This is a genomic window from Phocaeicola sp. RTP21198st1_B8_RTP21198_201120, from assembly GCF_040929485.1.
GTDB lineage: Bacteria > Bacteroidota > Bacteroidia > Bacteroidales > Bacteroidaceae > Phocaeicola > Phocaeicola dorei.
Genome location: NZ_JBCOCI010000070.1, coordinates 1 through 25988, shown reverse-complemented (window position 1 = coordinate 25988; position 25988 = coordinate 1). Strand labels below are relative to the sequence as shown.

The window sequence follows — 25988 nt, the reverse complement described above, 5'->3', positions numbered from 1 at the left end:
GCGCAGGGTACATTTACCCGTTATCGGACGGTCTGCAACCATATTCGGGAGTTCCTGCCCCACACCTACAAGCGTGAGGATATTCCGTTAAAGGAACTCAACCTCACGTTCATCAACGATTTCGAGTACTTTCTGCGCACGGAGAAGAAATGCCGCACCAATACCGTGTGGGTCTACATGATTGCGTTGAAACACATCGTTTCCATTGCGAGGAACGACGGGCGTTTGCCCTTTAATCCCTTTGCCGGATATATCAACTCTCCCGAAAGCGTGGACAGGGGCTACCTTACCCAAACGGAGATACAGACGCTCATGGATGCACCGATGAAGAACGCCACCCACGAGCTTGTACGGGATTTGTTCGTCTTTTCGGTGTTCACAAATGTTGCACTAAATAAAATGAACCTGTAAATCAGAAAGTTATCATTAAATAAAAAGAGAATAGGTAATGGTTTAGAAACCACCGAGCTTCACCATTTTGCTCATCTCCAATAAGTCAATCAACAGATGATGCAAAGATAATATTTTTTGTTTAGCACAACGCAGTATTAGGTTCTAAAGTTGAATTTACGTGTAAAAATCACGAAAATCGCCGCAAAACCCATAAATAATGCCGTTTTTTTCTATTAATATAGTATCTTTGTCCCATAAAACAGAAGGATATGATTGAGTCATTTACAATAAAAAATTATAGATGTTATCGTAAAGGGACAGAATTGTCGTTTATTGCATCAAAAAAAGAAGGTGGAAAAAATTCGGATTTACCACCTGTATGGTTCAAGGAAATAAATGGGAAGCGCATTTTGCGCATGCTTTTGTGTGTAGGTTTAAATGGAACTGGAAAATCTAAGATGTTTTCAGCCTTAAATTATTTGCGTATGTTAGCTATCGCAAAACCTCAAAAGCCTACGGAGAAGCCTGAATATCGTCCATTCTTGTTAGATGAACATTCGTCAAATGAACCAACAGAACTGTCTTTAATCTACTATATTAGGGATGTATGCTATCACTATTATATTAAGGTATCAAATGAACGTATAGAAGAAGAAGAATTGAATCTTAAAAAAAGTCGTTTAGTTCGCATATATCAACGCAAGCATAATGTTGAGACAGATACGGTTTCCATCAGTTTCGGGAATGCTTGCGATTTGTCTAAATCAGACCAACATGATTTAGAAGTGAATACGTTATCTAATTCCAGTGTATTGTCTGTATTTGGTTCCTTAAATATGGATAGTCAAGTACTAAGTGATAATTATGATTTCTTCGAAAATCATATTAGTCTGGTTCGACGGTCTGATAAAAGCCTTGCTGACAAATTACAAACAGGAGATGCAGAAAAAGATGCTATAATGAAGCGTTTGCTTTTACGCCTATTAAAAGATGTTGGTACTAATATTTGTGATTACATCGTAGAAGATGCGAGCTTAAACATATCTGAACTTATAGAAAATGGAGCTCCGGATATTATTGTAAAAGCAATGTTAGAACAATATCCTTCCGGTACTATTACTCATAAGAATTTACGTTTTGTCCATTCAACAGTTGAAGGTGAAAGAGCATTAGATTCTGGATTAGAATCATTAGGAACTATAAATATAATACGCATTCTTATAGTCTTATATGATGTTATACTTGGGAAAAAATGTTCATGTATCGATGAAATAGAGTATGGAATACATACTAAGGCGTTATCCTTTATATTAAAAATGTATTTAACCTTGGCAGAAGATTGTCAAGTAATTGTTGCTACGCATGATTTATCTTTATTAAATACCGATTTTCTTAGGCGAGATGCCGTCCGTTTATTTGAGAAAGATGAACATGGTACGATTAAAGTAAAACGTAGGGACTATTTACATAATACTGTTAGCTTTTATCGAACTTATGAGAAAGAAGTTGCTCCTGAAATTGATAATATAATGAAAAATATTGATGTATTTTTGAAATACAAAGATGATATAAATCACAAGTGAAAATTTCCACAAATATGCAATAAACACACGGAATATTTATGATTATCTTAAACCATTCGGACAAAAATCTGCTTATTCCGTGTTTTTTTCACGCAAATTCTTATTTAACTAAAAAGAAAGCTATATCTTTGCAATGTCAATTCGAACTTAAGACCCTGGCAAAAGGACCAGAGAGTTGACATTTCACTTATGAGTAATTTTTACTATGTAAACAGAATCGCCCAACCTACGGGGGAACATGAGGTACATCAAGCAGGCTGTGGATATTTGCCATCAGAAGAAAACCGAATTTATTTGGGGTTCTTTACAAACAGTGGAGATGCTATAAGGGAGGCAAAAAAATACTACAGTAATGTAGATGGATGTTTTTTTTGTTGCCCAGAGTCACATCGAAGGTAGTTAATGAAGATGGACTCATGGTATGTAACGCCTAAGTACACCGTAGCGGAATCGGTAGGCCACCGTAAAGTGTTAAACATAACAAGAATTTGATATGGCAAGAACTGTAGAAAAAGGTAGAAGTGCCGAAACAGGGCAATTTGTTCCTATTGACTATGCTAAAAAGCATCCAAAGACAACAGTTGTTGAGAAAGTCAAAGTTGGCCCTCCAAAGCGGAGAAAGTGATTTTTACCTTTTAGGATGTGCTTAGACGATGTGAATCGTCTAAGCCTTTTTATGAACTTATCATTTTTTCAATAAGATGCTATTTCATCATCGGTTAGATGATTTTTCGCATAGGGTTGTCAGTTAATTTTTGTAGAAAGCACTTCTTTTATATACTGTTGCTGTGCGTTATCCATGCCGAAGAGCTTGTATAACTGTCCATTAACGTCTCCATTATAATCTATTAAACCATTGTTATCGGTATAATCCAATAAATCAGGGACTTTCTTTGCCAAGGATGTTAAAGACTCATCTGTCATCAAGAAAGCAAACCGTATTATCTCGCTGGTTGCATATTTGAAGAAATTATATGCTTCCTTTTCAGTTTCGAAAGTTTTCAAAGCTACTCGTGAACGTCCAAATGCACTATGATTGTCTATTACTGCTATTTGATTGCTTCGTTTTTGTCCTCCAGCATTCGCACTTGAAACAATGACTTTCCATCGTTCCAAATGCTCAATTCCCGAAGATATAACATTCTTGTTTGCAACATACCATCGCGCACGACCGCTTTTCCCCGCCTTATCATTGGTAAACAATTTTATTTCAACGTCTAGATTGAAATAATCGCCATCGTTATATTCCCTAACAAGTGAAGGATTCTTTTCAACAAAATCGCTTTCAATGCCAAACAACTTTTGCGATAATACCGAATCATGTAAACAGGCATACTTTGAAATAATTGCGTCAAGTTTTTTTGTAATCTCGACATCACGTGGATTAAGAGAGAATAACGTATCTCCTGGACAGTCTGCATCAATTTCTATCTTATTCCCATTTTTAGAATATACATACTTGAATCCCGACTGAGTTTTATTCATGTCTTTTAATACGATAGAAAGTCCATCTGCTATAGCAACATCTTTAAATATATCTGTTGAGCACGGGAAAAATTCAAGTAACATTAAATGGCTGTCGTTCATTTGCATTAACCCGAATTTTTCAAGTCCTTTACCTGACCTATGAATCCATCTTGAACCGGGATATATTAATGAAGTGTATTGTCCAAGCTGCTCGCTTATTATTTGGAAGTACTGGAAAATACTGGAAAAGCCACTCAACTTTGACCCTTTTGGCCACGCAAGATTTGCCCACCTTTTTGTACTATATGATTGACCCTTTAAAGTCCTGGTGTTGGGGGGCAATATTATTTTACCCTTTTAAAAATTCTCGTTTTTCTTAGATTTTAATTTTCGCATACTTTCACCATATAATTCTATAGTATGGGCCGTATGTATGATGCGGTCAAGGATTGCATCGGCTATTGTTGGATCACCTACCATGTCATACCAGTTGGAGGATGGATACTGCGATGTGATGATGACAGATTTCCGTTCATGCCTATCCTCAATAATTTCAAGCAGTATGGGACGCTCTTTGGCGTCAAGTGGTACAATAAACAAGTCGTCAAGAATGAGTAGCTGGCAACGCTCAATCTTCTTGAGTTCCGCTTCAAGTGTACCTTTTACTTTGGCGACTTTCAGCGCACCGAGCAGTTTCGGAGCATTGGCATAGAAAGTACGGAATCCCCTTTTGCATGCTTCGTGTCCAAGGGCACAGGCCAAATAGCTTTTTCCCGTTCCGGAAGAACCAGTAATGAAAAGGTTCTGTGCCTTATGCACAAAATCAAGGGTGGCGAGACGTTCCATCTGATTGCGGTCCAGTCCCCGGTTCGTGGCATAGTCAATCTGCTCAATATAAGCCTTGTAGCGGAATGCCGCATTTTTGGTGAGCCGTGCAATGGCAGCCTGGGAGCGATAGTCCCATTCGCGTGCAAGGAGCATGGAAAGGAACGTGTCCGCAGTCATGGATTGCGGAGTGGTGCCGGCAAGACTTTCCCTGAAAGCCTCTGCCATACCATGCAATTTCATACGGTTCATTAAATCCAGTGATATGGTATTCTGGTCTTGTTGTCCCGTAACGGGAACTGTTTTATTGTTTACTTCCATAAATAATAGTTTTATTGTTTGTCTTTTTTGTAATATTCACGTCCACGTATATTTTTGTGGGTCAATGAAATCTGGGAGGTCACGTTGGACTGTACTTTTCCGTCCTCATCAGGAAGGAAATCCACATCTTCTCCCAGTTCAAGCACCTCGCGCAAGGCTTGGTATCCGTATTGCAATTTCTGATCCGCACATGCGCAAGCCGCAACTAGACGGTCACGGCCGTATTTCTTCTCCAGTGTCATGATGCCACGGCATGACCTGAACGCTTTGGGTGGATATTGCATGACACGCTCCACTTCCCGAAGATAGTTCAATACGATGTTGTCTATTTCCGAGGCACGTTGAAAGAGTTCCTCCAAGTCCTTGTCATAGGGACCATAATGACCAGGCAGGTTGTGCTCCTTTTTCCAAGAATAAGTGTAAGGAATGTCACAGCGGTCGTGGGTGGCGACAAGGTTCATTCCACAATAGATTTACACCGTGTCGGCATCATAGAGAATCGTCATGCGCCTGCCTACATACTCTTTTGGAACACTGTAATGGTGCTTGAACAAGGAAACGTAAGAGTTCTTTCCCACGGTCATCAGTTTCCTTTCTTTCATTACGTAGCGTTTCACGGGAAGCGGACGAAGATAATCCTTCTCTCCATGAAGGAATATTTCCTTGCGTGACATCTCCCGTCCGGCCATCACCTTTTCATTGAAATCAAGCAAGGAAATATGGATGGCGGTATTGAGTTCCTCCAAACTGGAAAATGTCATTCCCTCTATATCAAGGTAAATGGAACGGTAGAGGAGCTTTACGGCATTTTCTACCAAAGCCTTGTCCTTGGGGTGACGCACACGAGCAGGATAGACCACACAGCCGTAATATTCGGCAAAAGCGGCGAAATCATCATTGATGACAGGTTCGTTGCGGTCGCTTCGTGTGACGGCAGCCTTCAGATTGTCGGGGACGATAGCCGCAGGAACACCTTCAAAATATTGAATGGCATTCTCGCATGCCTTTATCAGGTCTTCCTTGCGTTGCGACCATACGGCTTCGCAGTAGGTAATAATGGCTGAACGGAAGGATGGCAACAAATACCTCGGATTTCTTCGTCTCGCCCGTCATTTCATCAACAACTTCAAGTCTGTCACCGGCAAAGTCAATATACATCTGCTCTGCGGCATAGTGCTCTACATGACCGACAACCTTAATGTGAAACCTGTATTCGCTGACAATCCGTTTGAAGGAAGACAACTGATAGCCGTCCGGATATTCGGTATGGTACTCCTTGAACAGTTTTCGGACACTCATACCTTTGCGTGACAGACGAGATACATATCCGGGAAGCAAGGCCTCCAATTCAATCCTTTTGGATGAAGGCTCCCGATGCCGGGTATCCGTGCAGCCGAACAGTTCATCCAACTGTCCATTGGGCAGGGAAAGAAGCTGTTCAATACTCTTGCCGCTTGAAAGGAATAAGCGGACATATTTGCGGACTGTATTACGGGAAATATGAAACGTAGATGCCGTTTCCTTGATTCCTATGCCAGCCGCATAACATCTTAAAATATTTTTGATTCGTTTATTCATTTGTATAGATTTTATTTTCTCCCCCGTTACACCAGGACAAGGGTACTCAAATCTACACAAAAAAACTATAATTATAGGTGAAGCAAGTGGGCAACACTATTTTAGCCAAAGGGGTCAATCATATTTTAGCCAAAAGGGATAATTCTGCGTGGCCAAAAGGGTCAAAGTTGAGTGGCTTTTCCACACGCATCTAAACCGAAAACTCATCGAATATCCCGAAGGAGTGAAAGACCGTTCGGCGGCTATCCAAAGGAGGCTGGAAGAAGCTGGACTGACACGCAAAATCGGGAGCAACCAAGTGCGGGCAATCCGCATCAACGTGTCGGCAACGCCCGAAGACATGGAACGCATCGAACGGGCGGGACGGCTGGACGAGTGGTGCGCCGACAACCTCAAATATTTTGCCGACACGTTCGGGAAGGAGAACATCGTGGCGGCTCACCTGCACTTGGACGAGAAAACACCGCACATGCACGTCACACTTGTGCCGATAGTCAAGGGGGAACGCAAGCGGAAGAAAAGGGAGGAGCAGGCGAAGAAACGCTACCGCAAGAAGCCGACCGACACCGTGAGGCTGTGCGCCGATGACATCATGAGCCGCTTGAAACTGAAAGCCTATCAAGACAGCTACGCTGTTGCGATGAAAAAATACGGTTTACAACGGGGCGTGGACGGTTCGGAAGCGAGGCACGTTTCCACGCAGCAATATTACCGTGACATAAAGCGGCAGACGGAGGAGCTGAAAACGGAAGTGGTGGAATTGCAGGAACGGAAAGAAACGGCACGGGAAGAGCTTGAACGGGCGAAAAAAGAGATACAGACCGAACGGCTGAAAGGGGCAGCCACGACCGCAGCCGCCAACATCGCCGAGAGTGTCGGTTCTCTTTTCGGGAGCAACAAGGTCAAGACGCTGGAGAGGGAGAACACCGTCCTGCATAGGGAGGTAGCCACACACGAGGAAACCATCGAAGCACTGCAAGCCGAGATACAGACCATACGGGCAGACCACAGCCGTCAAGTGCTGGAAATGCAGCAACGGCACTTGCAGGAAAAGAACGAAACGGTAACAAAACATCAAACGGAAGTGTCAAGGCTTAACGCCTTGTTGATAAAAGCCGCAGAATGGTTTCCTTGGTTTCGTGCTATGCTCCGTATTGAGAAATTGTGCCTTGCTGTCGGTTTTACCCATGAACAGACCGCCCATTTAATGACAGGCAAGCCATTGCCGTACAACGGCGAACTCTATTCCGATGAGTATAGGCGTAAGTTCAAGACGAATGATGTTACTGCCAAAGTTGGTACAAACAATGGAAAGCTGATACTTGCCATTGACGGACTGCATATCGGGGAATGGTTCAAGAAACAATTTGAACGATTACAACAGAATGTCGGCTTGAAGCCTATTCAGAAAAAGAATAAAGGCTTCAAGCTATAGTCTATCATGCACATCACATACATGGAGGACATTTTTTTGTCCCCATGTATATAGAGTCCAAGACTAACTCATGTTATTCCCAAGAAATTACTCATACGGTCAATACACCGTTTCTTTTGATTGAGATTAGGATGGACGTACAGATTAAGTGTCGTTGCTACGTTTGAGTGACCGAGTATGACACTGACAGTTTTATAATCACACTGACTTTCAATACATCGGGTCGCAAATGTGTGCCTAAGTCCATGAAAGACCAAGTGGGGAATATCCAATCGTTTTAGCAACCTGCCAAAATAATCACGATAAGAACGAGGCTCTTTAGATTGTGTAGAAGTGCCTACTACGTATGGGGATTGAGATTGTTTCCTTACCATTTTCAACGCTTGGAGAAGCTGTTTGGATATAGGAATCTCACGATAGGAATTCTTGGTTTTTGGGGAAGAGTGAACCCTTTCTGTAGATTTCAACTCACAGTTATATATTCTGCCTACAGTATGCTTCACGATGATTGTCTTTTGTGCAAAATCCACATCTTCCCATTTCAAAGCGCAAACCTCACCAATTCTCATTCCGGTACAGAGAGCCAACAGTACACCTATATTTTGTGGAGTGGGCTGTTCCAGCAAGTGACGCATCAATATACGCTGATGATTTAATGACAATGTTGGCGGCAGTTTGTTTTCTATTTGGGTAGGATATTCGATTTCCCATTCTTCAAAATGGAAAATCCCGTGCTTATTCCCGTATTTGATAACAGATTTGAGCACTGCCACTATATCCCAGACTGTTTTTCTTGCTAATCCGGAAGTACATTTGTCTATCACAAACTGCTGGACATCCTTCTCTGTTATATTTTCCGCAGCGCCAAATCGTGGCAATAGGTGTGTCTGTAACGTAAGCTGATAAGCACATAGGGTGGAATGCTTCACTATCGGACGTTTTGCATCACACCAAATCTCGGAAACTTCATGAAATGTTTTTTTATTGTTCATATTTTGAGAGAATTAATTGATTTAACTCTCTCAAAATAACACACTTTTACCGATTTCCCTTTGAACGGTTATGGGTTTTACAAAGCATCTCACAATTTTCCATGCTGGTTGACCCTCCCTTACTCCATGCAGTCACATGGTCGGCATCCATTTCCGAAAGTTTGTAAATACGGGTCTTGTTGGCATTATTCCCCAACGCACAGAGCGGACAATTGGAAATTCCTTGTTTCTCAGCCGCTTCGGTCTGACGCTTGTAGGCAGCCCGCTTGGTTGCTTCTTCAAAGATACGGATGTCAAGCAATTTCTTATCCTCTTCTCCACCCAGTACATATTCGTAAATATTTCGGGGACACCGCACGCTTTCATCCGCTTGCAAGGCTTTTACCCGTTCCGTAACATGGACGGTACTATAAGGGGTGGCATGGTACGTTTCATACAGCCGTCCCCATTCCAAGCCGCACATGTCACGCTCTACCATAGTAAAGGTAGCCGATACCCAGTCAATCACAGAACGGAAATAACTTTTCAATTCTCCCGTGGAAGGCTCGTGACGGTGTATGCTCATATAGGCATCAATGCTCATCTCCTTACTGTCGCAAATCCACCGGAGGGCTTCCGCCAGATAATCCTGCCGTTTCACATCTCCCTTGATATAATGACTCCATTTCTGTATTTCCGCATTTTGGGAATTACTGAACACCCGCTTGGCTGCATTTACGAACTCGCCCGAATAGATGGCATTGAGCAATTCCTGCTCCTTGAGCGGAATGCCTACAATATTGATGGTCTTGAACCACTCCTTTATTTCCTTTTCCTCACCTTCGCATTCATATACCAGCAGAGAGGATTGCATAATCTTTTGTTGCTGCTCTTCGGGCAATCCCGAGAAATACTGTACGTTATCCGCTTCATCCTTGATGGCGAATTTTCCTGTAACGAACCGACCGATAGAAGTGATGCGTTGCTGCCCGTCAAGTACTTCAAATCGTCCGTCCACAGTCCGGTTGAAATAGATTAGTCCGATGGGATAACCTTTCAGCAGGGATTCTATCACCGCTACATCACGTTTCCCATCGTTGTAGATGTAATGGCGTTGATACTCGGGTTGGATAGTGAGCCGCCCGTCCAATCCAAACAGACCTTTACCTTCCAATTCGTTGTAGGTAAATCCTTTACAGATGTCTTCAACAGTCCATTCTGTATGCAATGTTGTCTTCATGATATTGATTCACTTTTTAGGATTATTCTTTTGTGTCTTCTTCTTCCGGAGATGAATTGAGCGCAATGCCTGTCTTGGCGTTCAGCGGACTGATGACTGCCTTACCCGTCTTGGCTTCCAACTCCATACGGGCATTGCGGGCAATCTCACCACCGGCTTCCGCCACATCCATGTGTTCCCGAAATGTTTCCGGATTTTTACTTTCAGATATTTCTTTGGTGGAAAGTTCCGCCAACATATTTAGCACCAATTCCTTATTGGTCATATTGTCACGTAAGTTCTCTTTTTTCAGACCTTTGAACTGCTTATATTCCTTGGCGGTCATGTCACTCCAAGTCTGATAAATAATATCGGTCAGCGTAGCAAACTGCACTCCCTCTTGCAATCCGTGCCGCTTCCATTCATCCGTGAGGTCTTTACGAATCTCTATAGATTTGAGACGCTGATTAATCCAATTATCCGAATACCCCAACCGCTTATAGTCCACCAGTGCTTGATTGATAGAGAGTTCGGGGTCTTGCATTTGGTTAAGACGTTCAGTCGCCACTTGTGCCATCCATTGCTTGAACGGTTCTGCTTTGGGCGATGGAATAGACTGAATCAAACGGAGAAGCTGCTGAGTATCTGCCACATCGGTTAAATACATCTTTCCATCAGCCGATTTCATTTTCAGTTGACTACAATTTGTAGTCAACTCACTCCCTTCTTTTTTTAAACGTGTTTTCAAGACACTCCAATACTTACGAGGATTAGGGCTATCGGTTAGGACAGCCACCACATCCACTATGGAAAAGTACCATTTTTCATCTTTGTCGTCCCAAATAGTACGGACTTTTTTAGCTTCAAAAAGCTTGATGGTATTATGTTGTGTCATAATTTATTGTTTTTGTTTTTAAGTTGAAATCTTAGGGATAACCGACAGGGGCAATCAATGGGGATTAAAAACCAAGGAATACAACATTTCCGACACACCTAACTTTGCGGATTTGAACCGTAGGGGAGCTATTGGGAGCAATGGCTCTTTGGTTTCAACATATGCCCGATTACTCATACGCAAATTATGATCTGATATGTTTAATAAGAACTCTTGCATAAACTTGGGTATAATATTTCCCGTCAACCATATAATATGTTTCATTCTGAGGAACTTCGGAATGAAGCAAGACTGCCCCGTCATTGAGTTTCGTCACTTTCGTCTCTTTGCCATGACGGTCTACTTGAATCTGTTCTGGATAGACCTTGGAAGCACTACCATACCAAGTTTTAGTTATCCCTAAGATTTCAAATTGCTCCGGACAATACTTATCCAAAAAGGAAATAGGAACGCCCATCACACCGTCATAATCTGACGGAATAGCATCCGTAAAAGGCACTTCAATGGCATCATAATTGTCGTAATGATCATATGCTGTTTTTCCTTTCAGTTCTTTGTGTTTCGAGAAACGGAGATTGTCAACCATAGTCATTAAAGCAAGAGGTTGGTGGCGACGACCATGATCAATATTTGTAAACCAACGTACACCCTTAACTCTTATGAACTTTCGACCATTCTCGTCAATTCGCCATCCTGCTGCAGCTAATGGGTATTCATTCGGAACTTCAAATTCTCTGTCTCCACTATGAATGGAATATCCCAACCACATTTTATTATCTTTTATCAGTGGAAATGCCTCTTTGTAGGTTATCGCATTCATATTTCCGATAATGATAAATTTCTTATCCGCTTCTATAATCCATGCCAAAAATTCACGAAACAAGGAAAATGGAGGATTAGTTACGATAAAGTCAGCTTCATCTCGAAGTTTTGTAACTTCCTTACTACGAAAATCTCCATCTCCTTCAAGATATTCCCACTGTAAATCTTCGATATTTACTCTACCATCATTCGTTATGTCTTTGTCAAGGATAAAGATTTTACCTTTTGTCTGCGCTTTCTTAGGGTCAAATTGCGGTGCTTCCATTTCAAACAAAGAAGGCTCTGCAAGTAATTTCATTTTCTTGGCATCCGGTGCATAACTCGTAGAAATCAGTTTTTTCAAGCCTAACTCATCAAACTTGGCGGCAAAGTATCGGGTAAAGTTGCTCCATTCGGGGTCATCACAAGGAAGCAATACAGTCTTTCCCCTAAACACGTCCGGGTCATATTCAAGATAGGCATTCATTTCAATCTCTATGTCATGAAATTGCGTATAGAACTCATCATTCTTAGCCGCCTTAGCTTCTTTTAGATTAGTATTTGCCATATGTCTATTTTTTTATTTCGTTAGGTACAAGAAGTGTACGCACATCCACATTCAGTATTTCCGCTATCCTGTATAGTAGGGTATAGGCGGTTGCACTTTGTTCGTGGCGTATAGATTGACCATATTAAAACCTTTGCCAAGTCGTTTAGCCAATTCAGTTTGACTAATACCCGCCTCAATCAATGCTTCTTTTATCCGATTCATTGCGACATCTTCTTTAACTTGTTACAAAGGTATATAATTTTATTGGGTAAACCACTGTGCTCTTAAAAGAATGTATTTCGTTAATGGCTTATCCAAAGCTATTTTGGAAAATTTTATTTGTTTTTTCGCCAGTCGATTTTATAAAACTGCCGCCGATAGTTCGTACTTTCGAAAAAAAACTATATTTGCAAATGAAAGAGTTATTTGACAGCATAGCAACGCAAAACGCTGAAATTCACACGATTGCTAACTCATTACCGCCACTTCTCAAATAATTCGCTAAAAGTTTATTTCTCAATCGGTTAAGTCAAACCGACAAAAATCTAAAATAAGTAAATCAGTTTAATCAATATAGTCATTTTATGCTCTGCAAGCCAAAATAATAAAATTTCTCTTTTTCCATAAGCAAAGTTTCTCCATGTTTTATTAGCTTCAGGATACAACTTATAATATTTATCAATATCAAAATATTCCTTATTGATCAAATAAGTTTGTTTACACATTATAATCCTTGCATATAAAGCTTTTTTATAAGTCTGCCAAATATCATTGAGTTCCAAAAAAGTTTTTACCGCACCTATAGCTTTTATTCTATCCACCAAAAACAATTCATAATTCTTAGTATAGCTATAAGAATTTCCTATTACAGTATAATAATACAATACATTCGAGATATCTACGGTTAAATTAGAATAATAAAATAACTTGATGCTCATTATATAGTCTTCACAAGCATTAATTCCGTCTTCAAATTGTAATGAGTTCCTATCATAAAGGTTCCTCTTCACAAATAATTTCCACATAGCATCCACTCCCGAAAGACTACTTATTGCCTTTTCCAATAATTGCTGTTTATTTTGCATAGGCTCGTGAGTGACAACCTCATAATTCCCGTTCTCATTATTCACATAATAATTATAGCGTATAATCTCAGCTCCAGTTTCACATGCTTTATTATAAAGTATTTCTATCGCATTCAGCTCCACATAATCATCACTATCTATAAATATGCAATATTCTCCTTTGGCTTCCTTTAACAGTTCATTTCTCGTTTGAGCAATTCCTACATTTTTAGAATGAAACAATACTTTCATAGATCCGTATCTTTCAGGATATTCTTTACTAATATTCATGAGTATATTCATACTGTTATCTAATGAACAATCATCTATAAAAACATACTCAATATTGCCATAAGTTTGTTCAAACAAAGAACGGACACATCTATCTATATACTTCTCAACATTATATATAGGGACCAATATTGAAACCAATGCATTCATATTTCATTAATTTTACGAGAAACGAAAATGATAACAACAATCACTCCATAGTAGCATTTAATAAGCAAACGTTCCAAAATGTTTTGCTTTTTCTGAGCATACCTATTATCAAAAATAATACATTTGTATATAGTTTTTCTTACATAATACATTTTTTCCAAGAGTGTATAATGAATATTATAATGTGTTCCAAAAGTTCCTGAAATTCCATCAATTAAAGGGAAATTAAAAAATGGAATGACACAATACTCTGCCTGATTCTTAATAGAATATCCCAACACATGTTCAAAATAGCAACACTGTCGATCATCTATCATCTCTCCCAAAGGGATAAAATATTCTTTCAAAAAAAGCATTGGAGCTATGAAGAACTGACTTTGAGTAAAAACTCCATCTTCACTAATTCGCAATTGAATACAATTATCTCCGAACATCTTCCTGACAGCTATCAAACTCTTTATATTCAGCACTTTTAATCGTCCTGTTATCTTTATAATATGAGTTCCATCCTGCAACAGTTTAGAATGTAAAAAGGCATATTCCAAAATTTCTATCTCCCCTACCCCTTTGCCTCTCCTTTTATCATAATGATTCCCGTCAAACGTCAGATACTCCAATCTGCCGGATGCAATATAAGAACTGAATTCACCACTCATATCACACAACGTATTTTCACAAAATACAATTGGCAGTTTCGTTTTTTGTAAATAGAAACAAAGTGCTTCTTTATACTCTTCCATTCTCTGTCGGCAATCAGTGTGCAATGTATTAGCCATTCCGCCAGGATTAACACAAGCTGTAAGAAAAATAACACATTTATGCTTCATGGTCTAAAGACTCTATCATTTGAAACCCCACCATCCAATTCTCTCTGAACAAAGAACTTTTAATACTTATTTGCTCACAAAAACGATTGCCAAAACCATTTGTCCCCCTTTGAACGATAGTGAAAGACAAACTCGACTTTTCCGTAGTATAACATTTTATATTACGCTCCGCCACATCAAATATAACATGATAGTCACCATCTGACAATGTATAAGGAGGTATTTTAAATATAAAACAATAAATTCCGGGGCCCAATGTGGTCAAATCATTATTATCATTATAATCAGCCCGAGCCAAAGGATGTCCCCAACTACTATATAAATTAAAGCCAATTACTAACGATGGTACTTTTTTAGCCACTTTCACCTTGAAATCTATAATAATTTCAGAGTTGTTATAATATATATCCCCATCACTTGATTTTACAGAAGCATACAATAACTGCAATATTTCAGAAACCCCTTCGCCTTCCACAAATTCTTTTTGTAATACAATTCCACTCTGATAAACATTTACTGTCTCACATATATTTCCAGAAAAAGATATGCAACCATTATCCAGCAATATACCTTTTGTACATAATTGCTGCATACTTCCCATGTTATGACTGACAAACAAAACTGTCCGTCCCTCTCCTTTCGACACATCCTGCATCTTGCCAATAGCCTTCTTTTGGAATTCCGCATCTCCCACTGCCAACACCTCGTCCACCACCAGAATTTCCGGCTCCAGATGGGCAGCGATAGCAAAACCCAACCGCACGGTCATACCCGAAGAATAACGTTTCACTGGAGTATCGATATATTTCTCCACACCGGCGAAAGCCACAATCTCATCCAACTTGCGGGTAATCTCCGCCTTGGTCATCCCCATGATGGAACCATTCATATAAATATTCTCCCGTCCTGTCATTTCGGGATGAAAGCCTGTACCCACTTCCAGCAAAGAGGCAATACGCCCCCGTGCACGGATACAACCGGCAGTAGGAGAAGTCACCCGCGAAAGGATTTTCAACAAAGTGGACTTTCCCGCACCGTTCTTACCTATAATACCCAGCACTTCACCTTCCTCCACATGGAAATTAATATCTTTCAACGCCCATACAAAATCTCCCGTCGCTTTCTTGGAACGGTCATTCTCTTCCCCGATTCTGAGATACGGGTCCTCCTTTCCACGGATCCGCGCCCACCAACGATTCAAATCACGGCTCAGCGTGCCGGTTCCGATGCTTCCCAATGCATATTGCTTGCTGATATTCTGAAACTCTATCGCTATTTTTCCCATTCTGTCCCTTCTTTTAAATCACATCCATGAAACTACGTTGCACTCTATTAAAAGTCACCATCCCCCAAAGCATTATCACCACTGTAAACGCCAACGTGTAGCCTAAGTGGAACCAACTGAAAGTCCCCACCCCCAAGAATCCGAATTTAAATGTTTCGATAAGGGAAGTCAGCGGGTTCGCCACAATGATCCACATATACTGCTCATGACTCTGCCTCATCACGGACAAAGGGTAAATAACCGGAGTGGCATACATCCACAACTGTACCCCGAAAGTAATCAAGAAACGCAAGTCACGGTACTTGGTCGTCAAGGAGGATATCAATAATCCGAACCCCAAACCAAGTCCTGCCAACATGAGCAGCAGCAAGGGAGCCAACCAAGCATATCCGTTGACCATCAACGAATATCCGTTGCACAAATAGTAAATATAAATTAAAACGAACAATCCGAACTGAATGCCCATCTTTATCATGCAAGATATAACGATGGACAAGGGTACCACCAGACGAGGGAAATATACTTTTCCAAATACATTCTGATTGGCGTTGAACGTATCCGAACAGCGGCTTAAACACTCCGAGAAATAATTCCAGCAAAGTAAGCCCGCCATATAAAACAGCGGTTGGGGAAGTCCGTCGGTAGGAATACCGGCAATACCGCCAAAAACAAACATGAACATGACGGTAGTAAGCAGTGGCTGGATAACAAACCACAACGGTCCTAAAACAGTCTGTTTATAAAAAGTGACGATATCCCGTCTGATATACATTACCAGCAAATCCCTATACCGCCATACCTCCTCCAGATCCAACCGGAACAAACCGGACCGAGGCTTGATCACAATATCCCATTTTTCCTGTTCATCTTGTACCATACACTACTTTTTTTAGTAAATTATTCCAACTGTCACATACCTTCTCTATATGAAATGTATCAGCATACTCCACCGCCTTATTTCCCATCCATTCCCAATCCGTCCGATCAGCCATATACGACATACAACCGGCCAGCTGAGCTATATTCCCTGTTTCAAAAAGAACGGCCATATCTTTGTCTTTCAACAACTCGCGTGTTATCGGTAAATCAGATGCAATAACAGGTAACCCGTGCGCCATAGCCTCTATCATCACCAGGCCGAATCCCTCCCAACGGGAACTCAGCACATACATACTGGAATGTGCATAATACTCCTGCACCTCTTTCGTGAAAGGATGCAGCGCGATGCTCTTTTCCAATTCATATTCATTGATCAATGAACGGTAAAGCGCTTCCTCAGGACCCTCCCCCACAATTTCCAGTGTCCAGTCCGGATGAGTTTTCACAAAAACAGAAAAAGCTTTTATTAAAATATCAAATCCTTTATGTCCGAATGAAAAACGACCGACCGCCAAAATCCTTCTATATTCCTTCTTTCCCCGACCTTTAGGCAGTACAGTCAGAGGATTGTATATCACCTCGCAGCACAGGTTCATTTTCCGAAAGAAACAACCGGCATCTGCATGACTTAAAACCACCCTCTCGTCCAATTTCCTCATCTGGACTTGAAAAAAATAATCCAATCCCGGCAAATAGGGAGTTTCTTTCTCAAAGAATGCTCCATAAGAATTATGCAGCCACCCAACAGTCTTTGTTTGAATCCGGTTCTTTACAGCAGAGAGGTGCAGAGCCATAAAAGCATGTACCCCGATGACTACATCACATTGCCGGGCATTTATTTTCCTTGCCAATGTCCGTTTATAAGAAGAAGGGAAAAAACTGGCAGCATACCATTTCGAAGTCAGCCGGGTATGAGGCAACCCATGTTTATATAAAAAACTATAGCTTTTACATAACAAACGCTCGATGAAAGAGGAGGCGGAATAAGAGAAAGAATCAAACTGCACGATACTTTCGGCATATCCGTACATCGACAAGTCCGTACAAGTATCCGTGGTCAGTATCGTGACTTCATGTTTTCCGGACAAAGCCTTGGCTATTTCAGCCAACACACGCTGTACTCCGCCGAAACTGAAGACAGTATCACAATAAAATAATATTCTCATGGAATTTAGATTACACTCTTTCTTCGCAAAGATACGATAAAGAAACGAAAATAAATGCGGAATGAGGAAAGAATATCATATAATACAAAGCAGGTATATGCGGCACGTACATACGCATAGAGCGACACATACGTATGTGAAATCCTGCACACCCAAAAACAACAGGTCAAATAAAAAAAAGACCTTGTTCTTTTTTAAAAAGATGGCGAGCTTTTTTTAAAACCTCCTGATCTTTTTACTGCTGCCGGAAATTCGCCATATTCCGTAGAGGTATGATCCCTTCAGACGCACTTTTTGCAAAGAAAAAGCCTGAGAACGACCTACTTCATATTAAACCGGAACAACTTATAAAAAAAGGATATATAACTGATAACAAATAGATTATGTGAAATTCTGTTCTCAAAAACAGTGAGGGCATGAGAGCATAAGTGAGAGTTACAATTTTTACCATCACTATACAAATAGTTCATAAACAACCAGTTGTGCACACAGTGAGGGCATGAGGGCATTATCACCCAGAATTTTCAGTGAAAGATTCTCATACTCATTGAGATATTGACAAGATAATGCATGATGCTGAATATAAATCAATATCTTTGCAAAAAGAAGAAGAATGACAAAGAACACAAGTTATCATTACAGCATCATTATTCCGCACAAGAATACTCCCCGTCTTCTGGAACGCTGTCTGTGCTCAATTCCCACTTGGGATGAAATTCAAATCATTATCATTGATGATAACAGCAATTCCGAATCTGTCGATTTTTCTCATTTTCCGGGAAACGGCAGAAAAAATACGGAAGTCCTGTTCACTAAGGAGGGAAAAGGAGCAGGATACGCACGGAACATAGGACTCTCCCACGCCCGTGGCAAATGGATTATCTTTGCAGATGCAGATGATTTCTTTACAGCCGATTGTTTTACTATCTTAAACGAATACATGGACAGTCCCCATAAAGTCATCTATTTCAATGTACGTTTTGTCATGTCCGATGATCCGTCCCAAGAAAGCCGACGCGGAACTTACTATACCAACTTCTTCAATGATGTAAACCCGGAAAACAAACTGCGATATCAATCTCAAGTTCCTTGGGGCAAAATGATAAGGCGCAGCTTCCTGTCAACATTCCACATTCAATTCGATGAAACAAGAATAGCCAACGATGTGTATTTTTCATGCCTTGTCGGTATATATGCCCCCAAAGTAACCACAGACAGAAGAATCATTTATTATTGTACCGAATCCGACCAGTCCCTTGCTATGTCCAAACAAGACCGCGAGAGTTTAATCATACGGTTCAACGCAAGCATGAAATGCAACAGACTGTTGCGACAAGAAAAAATCCACTATTACCTGTCACCACTTCCGTGGTGTATCCCTTCGGCAAAAACAAAAGAATGGCTCCCCGCCAAATACTTTTTTGAATACCTGTTTTTCTTCCGCCTGCAAGCATTCAAAGAATTATATTATGCTTTTTCCGCTATCCTGTCACATATGAATGAACCGGCTACAAAAGAAACCGACAACCAATGTAACAAGAAAACTACCAACCTAAAGGAATAATATTCATTACACAAGAAGATTCAGAGATACCACCTTCCCCATATCTTATAATACAATTTGATCAGATTAGCGTATTTATACAATATGTGATGTCTGTAAATCCCCCAATTCAAAAGCAGAGAAAAAGGATAGAACAAATTCAATTCGTACAAAACCTCCATAGGCCGGAACTCTCTGCAATGCTTCCTTATCAGATTTCTTTTAAACTTATCTATCGCATCATTACTTTCCCTTGTAACCCCTATTGCAGCAGCATTATACACCACCGGCATCAACTTGTTCAAAATGAAACAGATATTTTCAGCATACAATTCCTGTTCCATGTGCTCATTAAAAACAGTCAAGATAAAAATAAAATCCTTTGCCGGCTTGTCAAAGTCCGTTTTCGCCTTATTCATGGTTGAGAAAGGATTTGAACGCCTGTAGAAATAAGTAAAAGAATTGACGGAAGCAAACGTTTCCACCTTTTTATACAGAAAATAGCACCACAAAAAGTCCTCAAACAAAATGCCCGTCCTGAAATAAATGGCATTCTCTGTCAGCACCTCCTTTCTGATCAATCTGTTGACCGGAGTGGATGTTATTTTCGAATCCAGAAACAGCTTGTTGATACGTATCCGTCCTTCCGTATATCTTTGCAAATCACTGTTTTTGTTTTCCATCCCTTCTGAATAAGAATCCCCCTGCACCAAGTCAACCCCCGGATATCTTTTCGTTTCCTCCCATAATTTCTCCAGGCAATTCTCATAAAGCATATCATCCGAATCTATAAAAAAAAGATAACCACCCCGGGATAGTTCTATTCCCTTGTTCCTTGCCGCAGAGACTCCTTCATTCCTCTCATTTCTCACGATTCTAAAACTGATGTTCCCTTTATATCCGGCCAGCTTTTCCTCTATCAGGCACATACTGTTATCCGGAGAGCAATCATCAATGATGATACACTCAAAACAATCAAAAGTTTGGTTGATTATGGAATCAAGACATTCTGATACGTATTTTTCCACCTTGTAAACCGGCATCACCACCGTTATCTCTTTCATCATTATCTGCTAATCATTATAAAATGCAATATTCGCAAAAACAAATGATACTCACAACATTCCAAAGACTTTAATTACTAAATATACCCATCTTCATCCCTTGAAACCCACTCTTTACTCCGAATACAGCCGACATTCCATAAAAAAACGGATATGGACAGGAATTTCAACAACTTCTTATTGGATATATAAAAAGAATACACTATTTTTACGGAAAAACAAATCAGGGGAATGAAAATAGTATATGTATACGACTCTATAGCCCGTATAGGAGGCATGGAGCGGATTTTAACAGATAAGATGAATTACTTGGCCGAAATTTATGGGCACGAGGTCTATCTTATCACTTCTTCCCAAGGCAATCATCCTCTTTCTTTCCCGTTATCCGACAAAGTGGAACATATCGATCTGGATACAAAGTTTCATTTGCAATACCAGCATCCGCTTCTCGAACAATTGAAAGTGGGATGGACTTTGAACCATAAATTCGAACAAAAATTAAAAAAAGAGATCAAGTTCATCAATCCCGATATCATATCAGGAAATACCAGTTTCAAAGCGGATTTGATCTGTAAATTAAACTGCAAGGCAAAGAAAATCATTGAATCGCATTGCGCCAAAATATACACCCGGATACCTGCAAACCGCAAAAAGAGTTTTTTTAAAGATATAAAAGACAGATACGTCAGCTACCAATGTTTCCGTGATGTAAAACGATACAGCGATGCTATAGTAACACTGACACAAGGAGATGCCGCCATGTGGGGACAACATCCGAATATACATATCATTCCGAACACCACCTCTATTGATATACAAACAATCAGCTCTTGTGAAGCTCCCCGTGTGATAGCGGCAGGCAGACTGACCTGGCAAAAAGGATTCGACAGACTGATCGACGCATGGAATATCGTGCAGAAACGCCACCCCGACTGGATACTGGATATATTTGGTGAAGGATTTTATAAGGATAGCTTAGCCCGGCAGATTAAAGACAGAAAGCTGGAACACTCCATCACAATTCATCCTTTTACACAAAACATAACGCAAGAATACCTGAACAGTTCCATTCTGGCCCTAAGCTCCAATTACGAAGGTTTTGGACTGGTCTTGATCGAAGCTATGAGTCTGGGTGTTCCTTGTGTTTCTTTCGACTGTCCTTTTGGCCCATCGGAAATCATCAGAAACCAGGAAGACGGACTCCTCGTTAAAAACGGAGACATACAAGGATTTGCCAACGCTCTTTGCCACTTGATAGAACATGAAGCAGAAAGAAAAGCTTTTGGCAAAAGAGCTAAACAAAATATAAAACGCTACTCACTCCGAAACATCATGCCGCAATGGGAAATGTTGTTTCATAAACTGACTGAAAAATGACCATCGTTTATCTATACACAGCACTATGCACCGTGGGAGGCGCAGACCGGAGCATCATCCAAAAAGCGAACTATCTGGCTGACGAAATGCATCAGGATGTATTTATTATCACAGATTCACAAAAAGAACGACCGCCCGTTTTCCCGATATCTCCCAGAATCAGGCACATTGACATAGCGATTGATTTTGACAGACAGTATCATCACAACCTGTTAGTAAGAGGGTATTATTATTTTACCCTGATGTACCTGTACAGAAAGAAGCTGGAGTATTGGCTGAAAACCTTGAAGCCGGATATCGTCATCAGCACATTGGGCCGAGAATTGGATTTTCTGACACAACTGGACGATGGAAGCGTAAAAATAGGAGAATCCCATATAGCTAAACCGTACACTCGTAACCTGCATCTGATGGAACAACGGGGATTCCCATACAAGCAAATCGCACGGCATTGGAGAAAGAAACAGGAGGAAGCTGTAAAAAAACTGGACGCGCTGGTTGTTCTGACACAACATGATGCGGATAATTGGAAAGAAGTGAAGAAGGCTTGTGTCATACCAAACTTCTTACCTTTCTCACCCCAAAAAGGGAGTTCCTGCCTGGAAAAAAGAATCATCAGCATAGGAAGATACAGCGAACAGAAGGGGTATGACCGCCTGATTGAAGCTTGGATCAAAGTCAATCGGAAGCATCCCGACTGGCATATCTGCATTTACGGAGAAGGACAGGATAGGAACAGTCTGCAAGAGCTTATTGAAAAGCATCATATAGAAAACAGTTTTTCACTATGCCCTCCGACAAAAAACATTCAAGAAAAATATCTGGTAAGTTCCATATACGTCATGAGTTCACGATTTGAAGGATTACCGATGGCACTTCTGGAAGCGATGGCATGTGGTGTTCCCTGCATTTCATTCGACTGTCCATACGGACCTGCCGAGATTATCACTCCGGAAGAAGACGGAATACTGGTGAAGAACGGAAACACGGACGAACTGGCTGACGCGATATGCCGGCTGATAGAGGATACGGACAAACGCATACGGATGGGAAAGCAGGCCCAAAAGAATATCCAACGTTATTTACGCGAAGAAGTGATGAAACTGTGGGATGAACTATTCAACACTTTAACAACTACCCGACTATGAATATCATCTATCTCCTTTTCCACGGACTATCCCCTTACAGCGGCATCAGCAAAAAGATCCTGTATCAGGTTAAAGGCTTTGAAACATGTGGACACCAGGTCAGTTTATGCACATACAGCATAGCGGACAACGGCCACCGGGTAAGGATGATAAACGATGAAATAATAGACGACTACGGAACAGGCAAACCAGCTGCGGCGAAAAGGAGAGTTTCCTACCAATGCATATACCGCTATGCTGTAACACATCAAGTGGAATTAATCTACGTACGCTCTTTCCATAATGCAAATCCGTTCACCATCCGGCTGTTCAGCAAACTAAGGAAAGCCGGAATTAAAATAGCGATGGAAATACCCACCTATCCTTACGACAGCGAATACACCGGTTTTCCACTGACCACACGCCTGGGGATACAAGTGGATAAAGTATTCCGAAAGACACTGGCAAAACACGTGAACGCCATCGTCACTTTCTCAGACTATCACCGTATATTCGGCCAACGTACCATTCAGATATCCAATGGAGTTGACTTTGATTCCATCCCGCTGAAAAAGATGCTTTCTAAAAATACCTCTGTCATTCATCTATTAGGAGTGGCCGAAGTACATTATTGGCACGGTTACGACCGCCTGATAGACGGTTTGGGTAGATATTACCAAAACCCGGCAAACACAACCGTATTTTTCCACATCGCAGGCGGTATATGGAAATCCGAAATGCATGACTCACAACACGCTCCCGGATTTTATGAACTTATCAACAAATATCATATAGAGAAATATGTCATCTTCCACGGACAAAAAATGAATGAGGAACTAGACGAATTATTCAACGAAGCAGACTTTGCCATCGGCAGTCTGGCACGCCACCGCAGTGGCATCGACAAAATCAAAACATTAAAAAACAGAGAATATGCAGCACGGGGAATACCTTTTGTATATTCAGAAACAGATGGAGACTTTGACAAGATGCCTTATATACTGAAAGTTCCGGCCGATGAAAGTCCCATAGATATCCGCCGGCTTATCCGGTTCTATATGGAACTGGATCTGTCTCCTTGCAGAATAAGGGATTCCATTAAAAACCTGTCATGGAAAGAACAAATGATGAAAGTAATAAACAACCTGTAATACTCCCGCCTATGATCCGAATCGCCTATTGTACCCCCTCTCTCCATATCCCCGGAGGAGTGGAAAGGGTACTGACCACCAAAGCCAATTATCTAGCGGAGAATGGTAATTATGACATATATATTTTGCTGACTGACGGAAAAGGCAAGCCTCCCTGCTATACTTTATCGCCCAAAGTAAAAATCATCCAACTGAATATAGACTTTGAAGAATTATGGGAACTTCCTCTTTGGAAAAAAGTGCCGGTTTATCTGAAAAAACAAAGAATATACCGACGCAAGCTCTCTGCCGCTTTGTCTCACCTCAAACCGGACATCACAGTTTCTTTGTTACGACGGGAAATAAACTTTATCACTTCCCTCAAAGATGGAAGTAAAAAGATAGGGGAGCTACACGTGAACCGAAAAAACTATCGTAATTTTGAAAAGGACGAAAGCAACTTCATCAAGGAACTTTTTGCCAAATTATGGATGAAAAGTCTGGTGAGGCATTTAAAAAAGTTGGATAAGTTCGTTGTGCTGAGTGAAGAAGACAGAGTGAACTGGTCCGAACTGCAAAATGTAAAAGTTATCAGCAACCCTCTACCCTTTCAATCCGGAACATTCAGCGACTTGAACAATAAACGGATAACCGCAGCCGGAAGATATACTTATCAAAAAGGATTCGATTTGTTACTGGAAGCATGGAGCAAAGTCTGTGACCAGCATCCGGACTGGGAATTACATATATATGGCAAAGGGGATAAGACTGCATATCAAGTACTGGCCGGAAAATTGAAATTAAAGAACCTTTTTCTTGAAAATGCAACCCCGGATATGTTCTGTAAATACCGTGAAAGTTCTATCTTTGTATCAAGTTCCAGATTTGAAGGATTCGGAATGGTCATAGCGGAAGCAATGACATGCGGAGTACCTGCCGTGTCATTCGCCTGTCCATGCGGACCTAAAGATATCATCCGGGACGGGGAAGACGGACTATTGGTCGAAAATGGAAAAACAGAAGAACTGGCCGAAAAAATAAATTATCTGATTGAAAACAAACAAATAAGAAAAGAAATGGGGAAAAAAGCCCGTATCAATGTACAACGTTTTGCTGAAGATGTAATAATGCAACAATGGATTCAGCTATTCAACAACTTATTAAACGGAACAGAACAATGAAAACAGATTCCCCCTACGACAGAGGAGACATCCATATAAATAAAAACGACAAAGTGCTAGAAATAGGTCCGGGCCATAATCCGACGTATCGCTCCAACGTGATAGCCGAAAAATTTATTGACACCAATTACCACCGTTGCGGTGACGTGAAAATATACCCTCATCAGACCTTTGTACATGCCGATGGAGAAAACCTGCCCTTCAAAGACAAGGAGTTTGACTACGTAATATGCAATCAGGTATTGGAACACGTGGAACATCCCGAAGCTTTTGTCAAAGAATTATGCAGGGTAGCCCGACGGGGATACATAGAAACTCCCAGTCTGCTGGGCGAATACTTGTTTCCCAAAAAATCACATAAATGGGTTATATTGGATATAGACAACAAACTGGTCTTCTATGAAAAAAACAAGATGCCGGGAAACTATGAAAACGACTATGGAGAATTATTCCTGAATTATCTGCCTTTCCAATCCCTCCCCTACAAACTGCTGTGGCTGACGGAAGGAGATATAACCTTGAACCGCTATGAGTGGAAAGAGGAAGTGGAGATACTAGTCAATCCCGAAGATGAATACTACTCCTCTTTCTTCCTCAACAAATGGAACCGGGAAATGGTGGAGAAACTATATCCCCGCCGTTCCGCCCTGACGGAAATGAAAAAGATGATTCAAGCCCTGTTCTATATCCTCAAAAACAAATTCAAATCACGATTCAGTAATCACCGGAATCCGGTCACACTGTCCGAATATATAAAAACGCATGAAGTGGTACGCTGACTATTTATCCATCTATGACAAGCCTTTCACCCAAGCCCCACAAGCGGTTATCAACCAAGTGAAAGACAAGATCCGGCAGCTTGCAAC

21 protein-coding genes and 4 pseudogenes are annotated in these 25988 nt (G+C 40.9%); 11 read left to right on the top strand and 14 right to left on the bottom strand.

Going from position 1 to position 25988, the window contains the following annotated elements; all coding sequences use genetic code 11:
- The 3 genes and pseudogenes from AB5935_RS18800 to AB5935_RS18790 form a co-directional block, all read left to right on the top strand.
- A pseudogene (locus AB5935_RS18800) lies at window positions 1-390 on the top strand (site-specific integrase); the annotation flags it as partial.
- A 272-nt stretch (window positions 391-662) separates the two neighbouring features.
- Window positions 663-1976, top strand: coding sequence for an AAA family ATPase (locus AB5935_RS18795; RefSeq protein WP_038610455.1), 1314 nt, complete (start codon window positions 663-665; stop codon window positions 1974-1976).
- Window positions 1977-2469: 493 nt separating this feature from the next.
- Window positions 2470-2601, top strand: coding sequence for a hypothetical protein (locus AB5935_RS18790; RefSeq protein ID WP_262708051.1), 132 nt, complete (start codon window positions 2470-2472; stop codon window positions 2599-2601).
- A 119-nt stretch (window positions 2602-2720) separates the two neighbouring features.
- On the opposite strand, the gene AB5935_RS18785 is transcribed toward AB5935_RS18790, so the two are convergent.
- The 3 genes and pseudogenes from AB5935_RS18785 to istA form a co-directional block, all read right to left on the bottom strand.
- On the bottom strand, window positions 2721-3701 hold the full coding sequence (locus tag AB5935_RS18785; protein WP_234242656.1) for an Eco57I restriction-modification methylase domain-containing protein: 981 nt from the start codon (window positions 3699-3701) through the stop codon (window positions 2721-2723).
- A 99-nt stretch (window positions 3702-3800) separates the two neighbouring features.
- Window positions 3801-4589, bottom strand: a complete 789-nt coding sequence (gene istB, locus AB5935_RS18780) for an IS21-like element helper ATPase IstB (protein WP_005848084.1) — start codon at window positions 4587-4589, stop codon at window positions 3801-3803.
- Between the two features lie 11 nt (window positions 4590-4600).
- A pseudogene (gene istA / locus AB5935_RS18775) lies at window positions 4601-6167 on the bottom strand (IS21 family transposase).
- Window positions 6168-6315: 148 nt separating this feature from the next.
- On the opposite strand from istA, the gene mobV reads away from it, so the two are divergent.
- A complete protein-coding gene (mobV, locus tag AB5935_RS18770; protein ID WP_117682134.1) occupies window positions 6316-7602 on the top strand; it encodes a MobV family relaxase in 1287 nt (428 codons plus the stop codon).
- Window positions 7603-7670: 68 nt separating this feature from the next.
- Here mobV and AB5935_RS18765 read toward each other — a convergent pair whose 3' ends face one another.
- The 10 genes and pseudogenes from AB5935_RS18765 to AB5935_RS18720 form a co-directional block, all read right to left on the bottom strand.
- Window positions 7671-8594, bottom strand: a complete 924-nt coding sequence (locus AB5935_RS18765; protein ID WP_117682135.1) for a tyrosine-type recombinase/integrase — start codon at window positions 8592-8594, stop codon at window positions 7671-7673.
- Window positions 8595-8640: 46 nt separating this feature from the next.
- A complete protein-coding gene (locus AB5935_RS18760; protein WP_038610464.1) occupies window positions 8641-9813 on the bottom strand; it encodes an HNH endonuclease family protein in 1173 nt (390 codons plus the stop codon).
- A 22-nt stretch (window positions 9814-9835) separates the two neighbouring features.
- Window positions 9836-10687, bottom strand: a complete 852-nt coding sequence (locus AB5935_RS18755; protein WP_005834447.1) for a Bro-N domain-containing protein — start codon at window positions 10685-10687, stop codon at window positions 9836-9838.
- A gap of 184 nt (window positions 10688-10871) precedes the next feature.
- Window positions 10872-12056 carry an adenine-specific methyltransferase EcoRI family protein gene (locus tag AB5935_RS18750; RefSeq protein WP_038610469.1) on the bottom strand — a complete coding sequence of 395 codons (1185 nt, stop codon included), beginning with the start codon at window positions 12054-12056 and terminating at the stop codon, window positions 10872-10874.
- A 4-nt stretch (window positions 12057-12060) separates the two neighbouring features.
- Window positions 12061-12260: pseudogene (locus AB5935_RS18745) on the bottom strand (helix-turn-helix domain-containing protein).
- Between the two features lie 323 nt (window positions 12261-12583).
- Window positions 12584-13543: a glycosyltransferase family 2 protein gene (locus AB5935_RS18740; protein ID WP_038610475.1), complete on the bottom strand. Its 960-nt coding sequence runs from the start codon at window positions 13541-13543 to the stop codon at window positions 12584-12586.
- Complete coding sequence (locus AB5935_RS18735; RefSeq protein WP_134771361.1) at window positions 13540-14319, bottom strand: hypothetical protein; 780 nt, start codon at window positions 14317-14319, stop codon at window positions 13540-13542. Before AB5935_RS18735 ends, AB5935_RS18740 begins: the two co-directional genes overlap by 4 nt.
- A 40-nt stretch (window positions 14320-14359) precedes the next feature.
- A complete protein-coding gene (locus AB5935_RS18730) occupies window positions 14360-15655 on the bottom strand; it encodes a polysaccharide ABC transporter ATP-binding protein (protein ID WP_038610478.1) in 1296 nt (431 codons plus the stop codon).
- Window positions 15656-15668: 13 nt separating this feature from the next.
- Entirely contained in the window at window positions 15669-16532 is an 864-nt protein-coding gene (locus AB5935_RS18725; protein WP_038610481.1) for an ABC transporter permease, read from the bottom strand.
- Window positions 16519-17700 (bottom strand): glycosyltransferase, encoded by a 1182-nt coding sequence (locus AB5935_RS18720; protein WP_038610484.1) that lies wholly within the window; start codon window positions 17698-17700, stop codon window positions 16519-16521. Before AB5935_RS18720 ends, AB5935_RS18725 begins: the two co-directional genes overlap by 14 nt.
- Window positions 17701-18313: 613 nt before the next feature.
- Here AB5935_RS18720 and AB5935_RS18715 point away from each other — a divergent pair.
- Window positions 18314-19264, top strand: coding sequence for a glycosyltransferase family 2 protein (locus AB5935_RS18715; protein ID WP_007832365.1), 951 nt, complete (start codon window positions 18314-18316; stop codon window positions 19262-19264).
- 20 nt (window positions 19265-19284) lie between these two features.
- On the opposite strand, the gene AB5935_RS18710 is transcribed toward AB5935_RS18715, so the two are convergent.
- A complete protein-coding gene (locus AB5935_RS18710; RefSeq protein ID WP_038610486.1) occupies window positions 19285-20310 on the bottom strand; it encodes a glycosyltransferase family 2 protein in 1026 nt (341 codons plus the stop codon).
- Window positions 20311-20538: 228 nt separating this feature from the next.
- On the opposite strand from AB5935_RS18710, the gene AB5935_RS18705 reads away from it, so the two are divergent.
- The 6 genes and pseudogenes from AB5935_RS18705 to AB5935_RS18680 form a co-directional block, all read left to right on the top strand.
- Window positions 20539-21684 (top strand): glycosyltransferase family 4 protein, encoded by a 1146-nt coding sequence (locus AB5935_RS18705; protein WP_008653531.1) that lies wholly within the window; start codon window positions 20539-20541, stop codon window positions 21682-21684.
- Entirely contained in the window at window positions 21681-22832 is a 1152-nt protein-coding gene (locus tag AB5935_RS18700; protein WP_038607357.1) for a glycosyltransferase family 4 protein, read from the top strand. The genes AB5935_RS18705 and AB5935_RS18700 overlap by 4 nt, the downstream gene beginning before the upstream one ends.
- A complete protein-coding gene (locus tag AB5935_RS18695) occupies window positions 22829-23962 on the top strand; it encodes a glycosyltransferase family 1 protein (RefSeq protein ID WP_038610489.1) in 1134 nt (377 codons plus the stop codon). Before AB5935_RS18700 ends, AB5935_RS18695 begins: the two co-directional genes overlap by 4 nt.
- A gap of 11 nt (window positions 23963-23973) precedes the next feature.
- Entirely contained in the window at window positions 23974-25122 is a 1149-nt protein-coding gene (locus AB5935_RS18690) for a glycosyltransferase family 4 protein (RefSeq protein ID WP_008653534.1), read from the top strand.
- Window positions 25119-25901: a class I SAM-dependent methyltransferase gene (locus tag AB5935_RS18685; protein WP_007832356.1), complete on the top strand. Its 783-nt coding sequence runs from the start codon at window positions 25119-25121 to the stop codon at window positions 25899-25901. Before AB5935_RS18690 ends, AB5935_RS18685 begins: the two co-directional genes overlap by 4 nt.
- Window positions 25885-25988, top strand: a pseudogene (locus tag AB5935_RS18680) (glycosyltransferase family 2 protein); the annotation flags it as partial. The gene AB5935_RS18685 and the pseudogene AB5935_RS18680, both read left to right, overlap by 17 nt.